Source organism: Acidovorax sp. (assembly GCF_046294525.1).
Taxonomy (GTDB): Bacteria; Pseudomonadota; Gammaproteobacteria; order Burkholderiales; family Burkholderiaceae_C; genus Acidovorax.
Map to the genome: position 1 here is coordinate 37,318 of NZ_JBKBKQ010000029.1, position 13,780 is coordinate 51,097.

The following is a 13,780-nucleotide window of genomic DNA, read 5'->3' on the forward strand; positions in this document are numbered from 1 at the left end:
GTCAGAGCTTGATCCAGTCGGAGGCGGCAACCATCTTCTGGGCTTTCATATCGGCGCGGTACACGCGGCCCACGGGGATGGAGTTGCCGCTGATGGTGATCGGCACACCAATCAGCCCGCCCGTGTCGAAGTCCTTGATGGAGTTGAGCGCGGCCTTCAGGTTGGGGCCGGTGAGGGGCTTGCCTGCATCCAGCGTGCGCTTGGCTGCCTCGGTGAACAGCATGGCGGCCAAGAAGCCCTGGATGTAGGCCGTGCTCTGGTACTCGGGCCGCAGCGCGCGGATCTTCTCCAGCATGGGCGCCTTCTCGGTGTCGTAGTAGTAGCGATAGGGCATCACGCCCATGAAGCCGTCGGCGGCGTCGCCCATCTTCATGACGGTGGAGCTGTCCATGGTCCAGAAGGTGCCCATCCACTTGCTGGTCATGCCCTGCTGCTTGCCCTGGGTGATGAACTCGGGTATGGGCGCGAGGATGTAGCCGTGAAAGATGGTGTAGTCGGGCGCAGCGCGACGCAGCTTGATAACCTCGGTGGACACGTCCACGCTGCCGGCGGGCGTCATGATCTTGATCGGCACCGACAGGCCCAGCTTCTTGGCCTCGGCCTCGCTCGACTCGATGGGGTCACGCCCAAACTCGGAATCGGAGTACACGAAGGCCACCTTGGCACCGGGCTTTTCCTTGGCGATGTGCTTGAGCAGGATGCCGAACATTTCGGTGTAATCGGGGCCCACGAGGAACTGGTTGGGGTACTTCTTGGGGTCGTTGAGTTCGGTGGCAAACGACGCGCCGGCCATCAGGATGTTGCCGTTGCGGTCCAGCTCGGGGTTGATGGTCTTGGAGAAGCCGGTGGAGTCGCCGTAGTACAGGTTGACCTTGTTCTGGCTGGTGATCTTCTTGAACGCAGCCACCGACACATCGACCTTGTAGCCCGTGTCTTCGGGCACGTACTTGACCTTGCGGCCCTTGATGCCGCCCGCGTCGTTGAGCATCTTCACGTAGTCGCCCATGCCCGCGTTGATGCCCACGCCCGCAAACGCGAACACGCCGGTGAGCGGGATGGAGCCGCCGATCACGATCTCGTCGGCGCCTTGGGCCAGCACGGACAACGGGCTGGTGAGGGCTGCTGCGCCAGCGGCGGCCAGCAAGGTACGGCGGCGGGGGGAGGTGGGGGTGGGGTGCATGCGTGTCTCCTTGGGGTTTAGTTTCTGAAAGGCCAGAGATGGAAGAAACGACGGACGCGCCGCCACACTTCGGCCAGGCCATGGGGCTCGAAGACGAGAAAACCGATGATGAGCAGGCCAAAGATGACCGTGCGCACGGGTGACAGGAAAACCGTCAGTTCACTGCCGCCGGGCATCAGGTCCACCACGAGCTTGAGCAGCTCGGGCACCATGGTCATGAACACCGCGCCCAGGATGCCGCCCAGGATGGAGCCCATGCCGCCGACAATGATGGCCGCGAGGAAGAAGATGGACATGAGCAGCGGAAAACTCTCGGGCGTGACCACGCGAAAGAAGTACGCCCACAGCCCACCTGCCACGCCCGCGTAGAACGACGACAGCCCAAACGACAGCAGCTTGTAGCGCAGCAGCGGAATGCCCAGCACCTCGGCCGAGATGTCGCGGTCGCGAATCGCGATGAAGGCACGCCCCACGCGCGTGCGGAACAGGTTGGCCGCACCCAGCAGCATGAGAATCGTTACGGGCACGATGAGCCAGTACAGACGGAACGAGGTGTCGAGCGCCATGCCAAACAGCTTGGCGGGCGGCACGCTCAGGCCGCCAGTGCCGCCGGTGAACTTCCAGTTGGCAAAGATGAAGTGCGCGATGAACGACGCGGCAATGGTGGCAATGGCAAGGTACAACCCCTTTACGCGCAGCGAAGGGATGCCCACCACGATGCCGCCCAGCATGGCGACGAAGCCACCGGCCAGCAGGTTGAGCACAAAGGGTGTGCCCACCTTGGTTTCCAGCACGGCCACGGTGTAGGCCCCCAGGCCCATGAAGGCCGCCTGCCCCAGGCTGACCAGCCCCGTGTAGCCCGTGAGGATGTTCAAGCCCGTGGCACTGGCCACATTGATGCTGACCAGGCAGGCCAGATAGAGCCAGTAGTCGCTGGCCATGAACGGGAACAGCACCAGCAGCGCAGCGCCCACGGCCAGCCACACTTTTTGCGTGCGCGAGTCGAACAGCGTCGCGTCGGCGATGTAGGTTTCCTTGAGGGTTCCGATTCGCATGGGGTCGGCCTTACAGTCTCTCGATTTCGTGGGTGCCGAACAGGCCGTAAGGCCGCACCAGCAGCACGGCCACCAGCACGATGAACGTGGCCAGCAGCTTGTATTCGCCGCCCAGGTAGGCCCCTGCCAGCGCCTCGATCAGGCCGATGAGGATGCCGCCGACGAGCGCGCCCAGCACGCTGTCGAGCCCGCCCACGATGACGACCACCAGCACCGACAGCCCGAACACGCCCATGCTGGACGAGATGCCGCCGATAGAGCCGACGATGATCCCGGAGATGGCGGCCAGCATGGCCGAGGCCACCCAGGCCAGCGAGAACACACGCGGCACGTTGATGCCCACCGAATACGCGGCCGCCTGGTCGCTGGCCGTGGCGCGCAGGGCCACGCCGCCGCGCCAGAAGCGGAACACCACCAGCACTGCCGCGATGAACACGATGGCAATCACGGCACCCCAGAACACCTTGGGTGCGAGGAAGGCATCCCCCACCATGATGGGCTGCGTGGGCATGAAGTCGGGCAGGCGGCGCTGGTCGGCCGTCCAGATCATCTCGACCAAGCCCACAAGCACCGAGGCCAGGCCCACGGTGACCATGAAGACGGAGATCGGCGGCTCGCCCAGCAGCGGGCGGATCATGGTGCGCTCGATCACCGCGCCCAGCAGGCCCGTGCCCAGCACGGCGGCGGGGATGGCCAGCCACAGCGGCAGCGCGAACATCGATGCGAAGGTGAAGAACAGGTAGGCGCCCACCATGAGCAGCTCGCCAATCGCGATGTTCACCACGCGCGTAGCCTTGTAGACCATGACGAAGGCCAGTGCGGCCAGCGCGTAGAGACCGCCACCGGCGATGCCAGTGAGGCTGATCTCAAACAGGTAGGCCCAGTCGAAGTTGCCGGTCATGCGGTGGTCACCCCCTGCAGCTTGGCACGCAGGTCGCCCACATCGCCAGCGCCCAGGTAGGCGCGGATGACCTCGGGGTCCGCCTGCACCTGTGCGGGCGTGCCGTGCGCGATGACCTGGCCGAAGTTGAGCACCACCACGTGGTCCGACAGGTCCATCACCATGCCCATGTCGTGCTCCACCATGAGCACCGTCACGCCCCACTCCTCGCGCACGTCGAGGATGAAGCGCGCCATGTCTTCGGTCTCTTCGCGGTTCATGCCGGCCACGGGTTCGTCCAGCATCAGGATCTGCGGCTGCATGGCAAGGGCCCGGGCCATCTCCACGCGCTTTTGCAGGCCGTAGGGCAGGGCCGAGACGGGGGCGTGGCGAATGTGGTCGATTTCGAGGAAGTCGATGATGCGCTCCTCGATGTCGCGGCGCAGTTCGGCCTCTTCGCGGCGCGCGCGGCCGAAGTACAACAGCGCTTCGAGCACGTTGGTCTTGAGGTGCGCGTGGCGGCCCAGCTTGATGTTGTCGAGCACCGTCATGCCGCGAAATAGCGCAATGTTCTGAAAGCTGCGGCCCAGCCCCAGCTTGGCGCGCTGCGGTGCGGGCACGCGGGTGATGTCTTGCCCCTGAAAGCGGATGGACCCCTGGCTGGGCCGGTAGAAGCCCGAGATGGTGTTGAACAGCGAGGTCTTGCCCGCACCGTTGGGGCCGATGACGGCGGTGATGGAGCCGGGCTGCACGTCAAAGCCTACGCCGGTCAGCGCCTTCACGCCACCGAACGCCAGGGTCACGCCCTGCACCTGCAGCAAGGGCGTGGCAGCAGCGGGGCCGGAAGGGGTTGTCTCCATTGGCTTTCTAATACGGGTTGTTCGCAGCTTCTGAACAGAAATTTCTTGCAGACCCTGCAGGAATTTCCTACTTGTGCGTAAACTGTTTACTCGTGAGTAGATTCTGGAAGCCGCCACCCCGTTCAGCATCCGTACTTTCCCCGAGGAATCGCCCCCCATGCCCCCTGCAAAAGCGGCATCGTCCCGACGCAGTGCTCCACGCGCGGTGCCATCGACCCCGTCCGCCGCAGTTGCGCCAGAGTCGGAGCTCGCCAGCGGCTCTCCCTGGGCTCCCGTCTCGCACCGCGAGCAGCAGCGCGAGGCCAAGCGCAAGGCCGTGTTGCAGGCGGCGGCCCAGCTGTTCAACGAGCGCGGCTTTCACGCCACCTCGCTCGACGACATCGCGGCGCGGCTGAACGTGACCAAGCCCACGCTGTACTACTACGTTAAGAACAAGGATGAGATCCTGCTGCAGTGCGTGCGCCAGGGCCTGGACATGATGCTTGCGGGCATCGACGACTCGCGCGCTGCGGGCGGCCAGGCCGTGGACCAGCTCGTCGCCTGCATGCAGGTGTATGCGCGCATCGTCACGCAGGACTTCGGCATGTGCCTGATCCGCGTGGGCGACGAGCAGTTGCCGCCCACCAGCCGCAGGGAACTGCGGCGCCTGAAGTCCGCCATCGACCAGGAATTCCGCCGCCTGGTGGCCGAGGGCGTGGCCGAAGGATCGATCCAGCCCTGTGACCCGAAGATGACGGCCTTTGTGATTGCAGGTGCCCTCAGCTGGATCGGCCGCTGGTACCAGCCCGATGGCGAATACACGCCCGAGCAGGTGGCGCAGCAGTGCATCGCGACGCTGTGTGACGGCGTGCTGCGGCGGCCTGCGCAAGCCCCGGTGTCAACGGCCGATTCTGGGAGTGCGCCTGCGTTGCCTGCCCGCTCCAAGGCTGCCGTTGGCAAAGCCAAAGCCCCTGCGCGGCCGGCGGGCGCCTGACAGGCCTGACAACGCGGGTTTCCAAGGAAAAGCGGACCCAAGCCATAGTGGAACAAGCGCTAGCAGCTATTGATTTGGTAGCGATTTGCGCAGAGCTCGGGGTGTGTGGTGTTCTGCCTGCCCGGAGGCCAGGTCGTCCAGAATGGGGCAGTCTGGCCGGTCGTTTCCTTTGCAGCACGACACCAGTGTCTGCAGCGTGCGCTGCATGGCCTGCATCTGGGCGATGCGGTCGTTCAGGTCGTGGATGTGCTGCTGCGCAATGCGCTTGACCTGGCTGCTGGCGCGGCTGCGGTCGTGCCACAGGCCCAGCAGCTCGGCGATTTCTTCCATGGAGAAGCCCAGGTCGCGTGCGCGGCGGATGAACTGCAGGGCGTGCACGTCGGCTTCGGTGTACTGGCGGTAGCCGCCCTCAGTGCGGGCCACGCCGGTGATGAGGCCCAGCGACTCGTAGTGCCGCACCATGCGTGCCGAGATGCCCGCGCGCTGCGCGGCGGTGCCGATGGGCACGGGCCACGAGATCGCCTGCGGCGTGCGGCGTGCAGTGGTTGGGCTGGTGGCCATGGTGGTGGCGCGGCTGGGTCAGTCGGCGGCCACGGTGTAGCCCTCTTCGGCAATGGCGGAGGCCAGCGCGTCGCGGGCTGCGGTGCTGTCGATCTCGACCTTGCCATTGGCGCGGTCTATACGCACCTGGGCCGCTGGGTCAAGCTGCTGCACGGCCTGGGTGACGGCGCGTTCGCAGTGGCCGCAGGTCATGCCCTGGACGTGCAGGGTGGTGGTCGTGGTGGTGGTGGGCATGGATGTGTCCTTGGGTAGTGGGAAGATGGTGCAATGCTGAAGCTTGACATCGTGGCAGAGTCAAGTGCGGTCCAAGACACTCATCCCGTGAGGGTTGATCAGGATCAATGCTTGACCTTGCCATCGCGTCAAGGATCACCATCCCCGCCATGAACACTTCGCTGCACACACCTTCCCCTGCGGACCCGCATACGCTGGACCTGGGCATTTCCGGCATGACCTGCGCAAGCTGCGTGGCCCGCGTGGAGCGCGCGCTGCGCAAGGTGCCGGGCGTGCAGGAGGCCTCGGTCAACCTGGCGACCGAATCTGCCCGCATTGCGTTTGCCACCAGCGTGGGCGCCGATGCCGCCGCCATGGAGGCGCTGGTGCGCCGCGCGGTGCGCAATGCGGGCTACGAGCCGCGTGCGACGGGGCAGGAAGACGCGCCTGAGGATTTGTCGTCCTGGGCCGGCTTCATGCCCGTAGGCATTGGCCTGTTGCTGTCGGCGCCGCTGGTGCTGCCCATGTTGGGTGACCTGTTCGGCCAGCACTGGATGCTGCCCGCCTGGGCGCAGTTCGCTTTGGCCACGCCGGTGCAGTTCATCCTGGGCGCGCGCTTTTACAAGGCCGGCTGGCACGCGGCCAAGGCGCTGTCGGGCAACATGGATCTTCTGGTGGCGCTGGGCACCAGCGCGGGCTGGGGGCTGTCGGTGTGGTTGTGGCTGACCGCACATGGCGGGCACACGCCGCATCTGTACTTTGAAGCCTCGGCCGTGGTGGTCACGCTGGTGCTGCTGGGCAAGTGGCTCGAGGCACGGGCCAAGCGCCAGACCACGGCAGCCATCCGCGCGCTGCATGCGCTTCGGCCCGATGTGGTGCACCTGCTGGGCAAGAGCGGCGAGGTGGATGTGCCCGTGGCCGAGGTGCTGGTCGGCGACCGGCTGGTGGTGCGCCCTGGCGAGCGCATCCCCGTGGACGGTCGGGTGCAGGAGGGCCACACGCAGGTGGACGAATCCATGCTGACGGGCGAGCCGCTGCCGGTGGGGCGCGACGTGGGCGAGGGGCTGACGGGCGGCTCCATCAACGGCGACGGCCGCATCGTGATGGAGGTGACGGCGGTGGGCAGCGAAACGGTGCTGGCCCGCATCATCCGGCTAGTGGAAGACGCCCAGGCCGCCAAGGCGCCCATCCAGCGCCTCGTGGATGAGGTGTCTGCCGTGTTTGTGCCCGTGGTGCTGATGGTGGCGGTGGCCACGCTGCTGGGTTGGTTGTGGGTGGGCGCCGGCGTGGAGGCTGCGCTGATCCACGCCGTGGCGGTGATGGTGATTGCCTGCCCCTGTGCGCTGGGCCTGGCCACGCCAGCGGCCATCATGGCGGGCACGGGCGTGGCGGCCCGGCACGGCATTCTGATCAAGGACGCGCAGGCGCTGGAGCTGGCCCATAAGGTGGATGTGGTGGCGTTTGACAAGACGGGCACGCTGACAGTGGGCCGGCCCCGGCTGACGGCCCTGGAGCTGGCGCCGGGTGTTGACGAAGCTGAGGTGCTGGCGGCTGTGGCGGCCGTGCAAAGCGGCAGCGAACACCCGCTGGCCCGCGCCGTGGTCGCTGCCGCAGAGGAGCGGCACTTGCCCTTGGTGCCGCCCGACGCCGTGCGCGCCGTGCCGGGGCGCGGGACCGAAGGCGAGGTCAACGGCGCAAGCTACCTGGTGGGCAGCCTGCGCTGGATGCAAGAGCTGGGCGTGGACCTGGGTCCACTGGCGGCGCGCGCGCAGCAGTTGCAAGGCGACGGCGCCACCGTGTCGGCAGTCGTGCAGCGGGGCACCCAGGGGCTGAATGTGCTTGCGCTGATGGCGTTTGGCGACGAGCCCAAGCCGGGTGCGCGCGAGGCCCTGGCAGCATTGAAGGCTCGCGGCATTCGCACCGTGATGGTGTCGGGCGATAACCGGGGCGCAGCCGAAGCCATGGCGCGGCGGCTGGGGCTGGACTCGGGTGCGGGCGAGGTGATGGCAGAAGTGCTGCCGGGCGACAAGGCCGCCAAGGTGGCCGCATTGCAACAGGACGCCGGTGGCCAGCGCCATCATGTTGCGATGGTGGGCGACGGCGTTAACGATGCCCCGGCGCTGGCAGCGGCCGATGTGGGCATGGCCATGGGCAATGGCACGGACGTGGCCATGCACGCCGCCGGCGTTACGCTGATGCGGGGCGACCCGATGCTGGTGGCTGCGGCGCTGGACATCTCGCACCGCACGGTGATGAAGATCCGGCAGAACCTCTTCTGGGCCTTCGTGTACAACGTGGCGGGCATTCCGCTGGCCGCGCTGGGCTACCTGAGTCCCGTGGTCGCAGGTGCGGCCATGGCCTTGAGCTCGGTCAGTGTCATGGCGAATGCCCTCTTACTGAAGCGGTGGCGCATGTGATAAACACGTACCAGCTTGTCACCGTACTCTGGCAAACTTGAACACTTTGTTGCAAATCGTTGCCGACAACAGGGGTGAGTGCATGTCGGCGCACACATACCTATTCAAGGAAGACAGATCATGAATTTCTTCTCGCTCATGCGGCAGTTCACCATTCGAATGCGGATGCTGGGGGCCATTGGCGTGGTGCTGGGCCTGCTGGGGCTGCTGGGTGGTGCGGGCATGCTGGGCATGTTCCGCATCCATGCGATGAGCCAGGACTTCATGGACCACTCCTTCGCCGAGGTGGGCTACATGGCCGAGCTGCGTGGCGAGATGGGTGCCATCCGCCAGTTCGAAAAAGACATGATCATCGGCTACGAAAAGCCGGAGGCTGTGAAGGCGGCACACGCCAAATGGCTGGAAAGCCAGGACAAGGCCAAGAAGATTGCGAACAAGTTTCTGGAAGGCGAAGAAGACTCGGATAACCCTGTGGTGCGCAACATCGTCAAGCGCCTGGACAGCTATCGCGAGCAGTTTGCCCATGTGGCACGCCAGTTGGAGGCCAGCGGCTATGACACCGCCACCATTGCCAACCGCATGAGCGGCAAGGCCGTGGCCGAGTTTGACGAGGCCGACAAGCTGATGGCCGAGCTGGATGCCGTGCTGCGTAGCGAGGTGGAAAAATCGGTTGCGCAACAGGGCCAGGTGTCCAACGAGACCAAATGGCTGTTTGTGCTGGCGGTGGTCATCACGGTGTTGGTGGTGGTGCCCACTACCCTGATGAACATGAACTCCATCTGCCGCCCGCTGGAAGAAGCGCGCCGCATGGCCCAATCCATTGCGGGCGGCGACCTGTCGCAGCCCATCCATGCCGAGGGCAAGGACGAAGTGGCCGATCTGCAGCGCGCGCTGCGCGACATGCAGCAGGGTCTGGGATCGCTGGTTGCTCAGGTACGTGACGCCAGCGGCAACATCGCCACGGCCAGCCAGGAGATCGCCACGGGCAACCAGGATCTGTCGCAGCGCACCGAGCAGACGGCCAGCAACGCGCAGGAGGCCGTGGCCTCGCTGTCGCAGCTCACCTCCACCGTGCAGCAGACGGCATCGTCGTCGCAGATGGCGAACCAGCTGGCGGCGTCGGCATCGCAGATGGCCACGCATGGCGGCAGTGTGGTGCAGCAGGCCGTGGCCAGCATGCATGAGATCTCCACGTCCAGCCGCAAGATCGGCGACATCATCGGCCTGATCGACTCCATTGCCTTCCAGACCAACATCCTGGCGCTGAACGCGGCCGTGGAGGCTGCCCGCGCGGGCGAGCAGGGCCGGGGCTTTGCGGTGGTGGCCAGCGAGGTCCGCAGCCTGGCCCAGCGCTCGGCCGCCGCCGCCAGTGACATCAAGGGACTGATCAACAGCAGCGTCACTGCCGTGGACGGCGGCGTGCGCCACGTAGAAGAAGCGGGCACGGCCATGAAGGACATCGTGAGCAGCGTGCAGCGCGTGGGCGACATCATTGGCGAGATCACCGCTGCGGCGTCCGAGCAGTCGGCCGGCATCGGCCAGGTGAACAGCTCGGTGGGCGAGATCGACCGCATGACGCAGCAGAACGCCGCGCTGGTGGAAGAGTCCGCCGCCGCCGCAGAGTCGCTGCGCGAGCAGGCCGCACGCCTGTCGCAGGTGGTGCAGCAGTTCCGCCTGGCCGACGCCATGGGGCACGGCCATTCGCCAGCCACCACGTTGCACGCCATGGCTGCTCCGCAGCACCATGACGCCCCCGCCACCGCCCCCGCGCTGGCATCGGCTGCGGGCCCCGGCCCGGCGCGGCTGACGCGCTGATGCAGCCGTAGCAGGTGGCTTTGGCAGCGCCCCTGCCTTGTGTCTCCAGGCCCTGCCGGCTCGCTGGCAGGGCTTTTTTTTGGTGACTCTGCGGGACGGGCGATGCGTGTTTCATCTTCATCCCGCGTTATGGCCGCCGTGAGTTATTGACTTGTGTCATGGGCATTGGCGGCTGCGCGTGGCACCCTTGGGGTTCGTTCACACCGGGGAGTGCGCCGTGCCGTCGTCCATCAGCCTGCGAACCATTCGCGAAGAGCATGCGTCCCTGGCCGCCGTGCTGCAGTCGCTGCGCCTGATGCTCGACCAGGGCCCGGGCGATGAACCCGCCGCGTTTTTTGACGTGATGCGGGCCATGCTGTTTTACATCGACGAGTTTCCCGAGCGCCAGCACCACCCCAAGGAAACGCGCTGGCTGTTTCCCAAGGTGGCGGAGCGTGCGCCTGAGGCGGCCGAGGCCATCGCGCGGCTGGAGCGCGAGCACGCGGGCGGCGAGGCTGCCGTGCGCGAACTGCAGCACCTGCTGCTGGGCTGGGAACTGATGGGCGAAGCGCGCCGTGAGGCGTTTGCCGACGCCCTGCGGCGGTACGTGGTTTTTTACCTGGAGCACATGCGCCTGGAAGAAACCGTGGTGCTGCCCGCCGCGCAGCAGCACCTGTTGCAGGCCGACTGGCAGGCGCTGGACGCTGCCTTTGCCAGCAACACCAACCCGCTTGCGCCGGGCAAGCCGCGCGATGCGGCCTATGACCGGCTGTTCACCCGCATCGTGATGCGGGCGCCGAGCCCGATAGGGTTGGGGTGACAACTCCCTGAGGCGCTGCGCGCCTTCCCCCTTCTCTCGAATCGCTGTGCGATTCGGGAAGGGGGACGCAGCCAGCGCGGCGGGGCGGCCCTTGCGCGGCTACCCTGGCGTGGGCCGCGCCAGTTTTCAGCGGCGGGCAGTCACGACCACAACGTCTCCCTCTTTGGCGCTTGAACTCACCTTCACCGTTCGGGCTGAGCTTGTCGAAGCCCTGCGCGGCGCTTAGAAACCTCCGCGCGACGGTTTAGGTTGATTGATGCCGAGCGAGATCAGGCACTCAGCGCCGGATAGTCCGTGTACCCCTCCGCCCCGCCGCCGTACAGCGTGGCGCGGTTCACCTCGTTGAGCGGTGCGTTGCGCTGCAGGCGTTCCACCAGGTCGGGGTTGGCAATGAAAGGGCGGCCGAAGGCCACGATGTCGGCGCCGTTGGCCAAAGCTGTTTCGGCCAGGGCCTTGTCGTAGGCGTTGTTCACCATCCAGGCGCCTTGGCCGCCGGCGGCGCGGTAGGCGGCCTTGAGGGCGGCGTAGTCGAAGGGGCGGCCTTCCACCTCGCGGGGGCCGCCGGTAGCGCCTTCGATCACGTGGATGTACGACAGGCCGAGCGGCCCCAGCTGGCGCACCACATGCTCGAACAGGGGTTGTGGATCGGTATCGACGATGTCGTTGGCGGGGGTGACGGGCGACAGGCGGATGCCGGTGCGGCCGCCGCCGATCTCTTCGGTGATGGCGTGGGTCACGTCCAGCAGCAGGCGGGCGCGGTTCTCGATGCTGCCGCCGTAGGCGTCGGTGCGCTGGTTGGCGCCGGTCTTGAGGAACTGGTCGATGAGGTAGCCGTTGGCGGCGTGGATCTCGACGCCGTCAAAACCCGCCTCGATGGCGGCGCGGGCTGCGCGGCGGTAGTCGGCCACGATGCCGGGGATCTCGGCCAGCTCCAGCGCGCGGGGCATGGAGGTGGGCGTGAAGGTGGGCACGCCGTCCTTGATGAGCACGGTCTTGGTGTTGGCCTGGATGGCCGACGGCGCCACTGGCGCGGCGTTACCGGGCTGCAGGTCGGTGTGCGAGACGCGGCCCACATGCCACAGCTGCACCACGATCTTGCCGCCTGCGGCGTGCACGGACGAGGTCACTTTCTTCCAGCCGGCAATCTGCTCGGGCGCGTAGAGGCCCGGCACGTCGGCATAGCCCTGGCCCTGGTGGCTGATGGCCGTGGCCTCCGAAATGATCAGGCCAGCGCTGGCGCGCTGGGTGTAGTAGGTGGCGACCAGGTCGGTGGGCACGGCGTTCGGCGAGCGGTTGCGCGTGAGCGGCGCCATGGCGATGCGGTTGGCCAGTTGCAGGTCACCGGCTTGGACGGGGTCGGAGAGAAAAGGCATGGATCGTTGCTTTCGTTCGTCAAAGAGGAAGGGCTCGCATACCAGCGATGAGCGGGGGGCAAGCGTAATGCTGCGGCGCAAAATTTGCAGCGCACATGCGTCAACAAGGCTTCTGGTTTTGTGCTATCGCGGCATGCGGCCTGCGGCCCCCCGGCACGATCTGGCACGCTGCGGCAGAATCAAAAAGCCATGCCCCTACGCCCAGACGCTGCAGACGTTCCTGCCAACGCGACCACCCCCCATACGACCCTCTGGCTTGCCGTCGCGCTGTCCATGGGTGCGGCGATTTCGCTGGGCATGACGCGGTTTTCTTATGCCTTGCTGCTGCCGCCCATGCGCAGCGATCTGGGTTGGTCGTACACGCTGGCGGGTGGCATGAACACGGCTAACGCGCTGGGCTACCTGCTGGGCGCGCTGGCCACGCCGCTGCTGCTGCGGCGGGCTGAGCCGGGGCGGGTGCTGGTGGCGGGTGCGGTGCTGGCCTCGGTGTTCATGGGGCTCAGCGGTTTTTTTACCGATGCTGCGCTACTACTGGTGCAGCGCCTTCTGGCCGGTGTGGCGAGTGCGATGGTGTTCATTGCAGGCGGGCTGTTGGCCGCACGCCTGGGCGCGCACGAGCCGGGGCGCAGCGGCCTGCTGCTGGGGCTGTACTACGGGGGCACGGGCTGGGGTATCAGCCTGTCGGCACTGCTGGTGCCGGCTGTGTTGGGCGCTGCGGCTGGTGTGCCCCACCCGTGGGCCTGGGCCTGGTGGGCGCTGGCGCTGGCCTGCGTGGCCGCCACGGCGGTGCTGTGGTGGCCCGCGCGGGCGCTGCAGGGGCTGGCGCCGCCGCCGGCCGGCCCCACGGCGTTCAACCTCAACCCGCCGCCGGCCCGGGTGCGCTGGCAGGCCTTGGCACCGGCGCTGCTGGGCTACGCGCTGTTTGGCGTGGGCTACATCGGCTACATGACCTTTGTGGTGGCCCTGCTGCGCGAGCAGGGCGCCAGCGGCGGCGCGGTCACCACGTTCTATGCGCTGCTGGGCCTGGCGGTGGTGGTGTCGTCACGCATCTGGGCGGGCCTGCTGGACCGCAGCCGGGGCGGCCAGGCGCTGGCCCTGCTCAATGGCTTGCTGGGCGTGGCCACGGTGCTGCCCGCGCTCACGTCCGCCTGGCCGGTGGTGCTGGCCTCGGGCCTGCTGTTTGGCGGGGTGTTCCTGTCGGTGGTGGCGTCCACCACGGCGCTGGTGCGGCACAACCTGCCGCAGGCGCTGTGGGCCAGCGGCATCAGCGCGTTCACCATCGTGTTCGCGGCGGGGCAGATCGTGGGGCCCACCGTGGTGGGCTGGATTGCCGACGGCCCGGGCGGGCTGGCGCGTGGGCTGGTGTTTTCTGCCTGCGCGCTGTGGGTGGGGGCGCTGGTGGCTTGGCGGCAAAAACCGCTGTAGCGGTGCGCCATTCGTGCGTAGGGGGCGTTGCGTTCCGCAGCTGCGGCCTGTCGCTGCGTTCGATCCTTCTCATCCGTTCGGGCTGAGCCTGTCGAAGCCTTGCGCGGCGCTTCGACAGGCTTGTATGGTTTGGCTCCCATCAACCAACCTGTAAGAAAGGGCGAGGAGCCGGGATGTAGGGACATCGACAGGCATCGGCAGTTGCTTCAGACCCAACCGACCGACACAC

General features: G+C 66.8%; 12 protein-coding genes. 5 read left to right on the forward strand and 7 right to left on the reverse strand.

Translation table 11 applies throughout. The annotated features are described in order from the left end of the window. Position 1: 1 nt before the first annotated feature. The 4 genes from ACK4HJ_RS19890 to ACK4HJ_RS19905 are packed head-to-tail and all read right to left on the reverse strand — an operon-like array spanning position 2 to position 3,975. Positions 2 to 1,180: an ABC transporter substrate-binding protein gene (locus ACK4HJ_RS19890; RefSeq protein WP_409834777.1), complete on the reverse strand. Its 1,179-nt coding sequence runs from the start codon at positions 1,178 to 1,180 to the stop codon at positions 2 to 4. A gap of 17 nt (positions 1,181 to 1,197) precedes the next feature. Then, complete coding sequence (locus tag ACK4HJ_RS19895; RefSeq protein WP_409834779.1) at positions 1,198 to 2,235, reverse strand: branched-chain amino acid ABC transporter permease; 1,038 nt, start codon at positions 2,233 to 2,235, stop codon at positions 1,198 to 1,200. A gap of 10 nt (positions 2,236 to 2,245) precedes the next feature. After that, positions 2,246 to 3,136 carry a branched-chain amino acid ABC transporter permease gene (locus ACK4HJ_RS19900; protein WP_056056932.1) on the reverse strand — a complete coding sequence of 297 codons (891 nt, stop codon included), beginning with the start codon at positions 3,134 to 3,136 and terminating at the stop codon, positions 2,246 to 2,248. Then, entirely contained in the window at positions 3,133 to 3,975 is an 843-nt protein-coding gene (locus ACK4HJ_RS19905) for an ABC transporter ATP-binding protein (RefSeq protein ID WP_409834781.1), read from the reverse strand. The genes ACK4HJ_RS19900 and ACK4HJ_RS19905 overlap by 4 nt, the downstream gene beginning before the upstream one ends. A gap of 157 nt (positions 3,976 to 4,132) precedes the next feature. Here ACK4HJ_RS19905 and ACK4HJ_RS19910 point away from each other — a divergent pair, with 157 nt between their 5' ends. After that, the gene (locus ACK4HJ_RS19910; RefSeq protein ID WP_409834783.1) at positions 4,133 to 4,948 is read left to right on the forward strand and encodes a TetR/AcrR family transcriptional regulator; all 816 of its coding nucleotides are present in this window, start codon (positions 4,133 to 4,135) and stop codon (positions 4,946 to 4,948) included. A gap of 66 nt (positions 4,949 to 5,014) precedes the next feature. Here ACK4HJ_RS19910 and cueR read toward each other — a convergent pair whose 3' ends face one another. Continuing rightward, on the reverse strand, positions 5,015 to 5,509 hold the full coding sequence (cueR, locus tag ACK4HJ_RS19915; RefSeq protein WP_409834785.1) for a Cu(I)-responsive transcriptional regulator: 495 nt from the start codon (positions 5,507 to 5,509) through the stop codon (positions 5,015 to 5,017). An 18-nt stretch (positions 5,510 to 5,527) separates the two neighbouring features. Beyond that, positions 5,528 to 5,743 (reverse strand): cation transporter, encoded by a 216-nt coding sequence (locus tag ACK4HJ_RS19920; protein WP_409834786.1) that lies wholly within the window; start codon positions 5,741 to 5,743, stop codon positions 5,528 to 5,530. Positions 5,744 to 5,892: 149 nt separating this feature from the next. On the opposite strand from ACK4HJ_RS19920, the gene ACK4HJ_RS19925 reads away from it, so the two are divergent. From ACK4HJ_RS19925 to ACK4HJ_RS19935, 3 genes are all read left to right on the forward strand, one after another. Further along, positions 5,893 to 8,139, forward strand: coding sequence for a heavy metal translocating P-type ATPase (locus ACK4HJ_RS19925; RefSeq protein ID WP_409834788.1), 2,247 nt, complete (start codon positions 5,893 to 5,895; stop codon positions 8,137 to 8,139). A 120-nt stretch (positions 8,140 to 8,259) separates the two neighbouring features. After that, a complete protein-coding gene (locus tag ACK4HJ_RS19930; protein ID WP_409834790.1) occupies positions 8,260 to 9,954 on the forward strand; it encodes a methyl-accepting chemotaxis protein in 1,695 nt (564 codons plus the stop codon). Positions 9,955 to 10,171: 217 nt separating this feature from the next. Continuing rightward, the gene (locus ACK4HJ_RS19935) at positions 10,172 to 10,753 is read left to right on the forward strand and encodes a hemerythrin domain-containing protein (RefSeq protein ID WP_409834792.1); all 582 of its coding nucleotides are present in this window, start codon (positions 10,172 to 10,174) and stop codon (positions 10,751 to 10,753) included. A 269-nt stretch (positions 10,754 to 11,022) separates the two neighbouring features. Here the strand turns inward: ACK4HJ_RS19935 and ACK4HJ_RS19940 are convergent, their stop codons facing one another. Continuing rightward, on the reverse strand, positions 11,023 to 12,126 hold the full coding sequence (locus ACK4HJ_RS19940; protein ID WP_409834794.1) for an alkene reductase: 1,104 nt from the start codon (positions 12,124 to 12,126) through the stop codon (positions 11,023 to 11,025). 189 nt (positions 12,127 to 12,315) lie between these two features. Between ACK4HJ_RS19940 and ACK4HJ_RS19945 the strand changes: the two genes are divergently transcribed. Continuing rightward, positions 12,316 to 13,551 carry a YbfB/YjiJ family MFS transporter gene (locus ACK4HJ_RS19945; protein ID WP_409834796.1) on the forward strand — a complete coding sequence of 412 codons (1,236 nt, stop codon included), beginning with the start codon at positions 12,316 to 12,318 and terminating at the stop codon, positions 13,549 to 13,551. Positions 13,552 to 13,780: the final 229 nt, after the last annotated feature.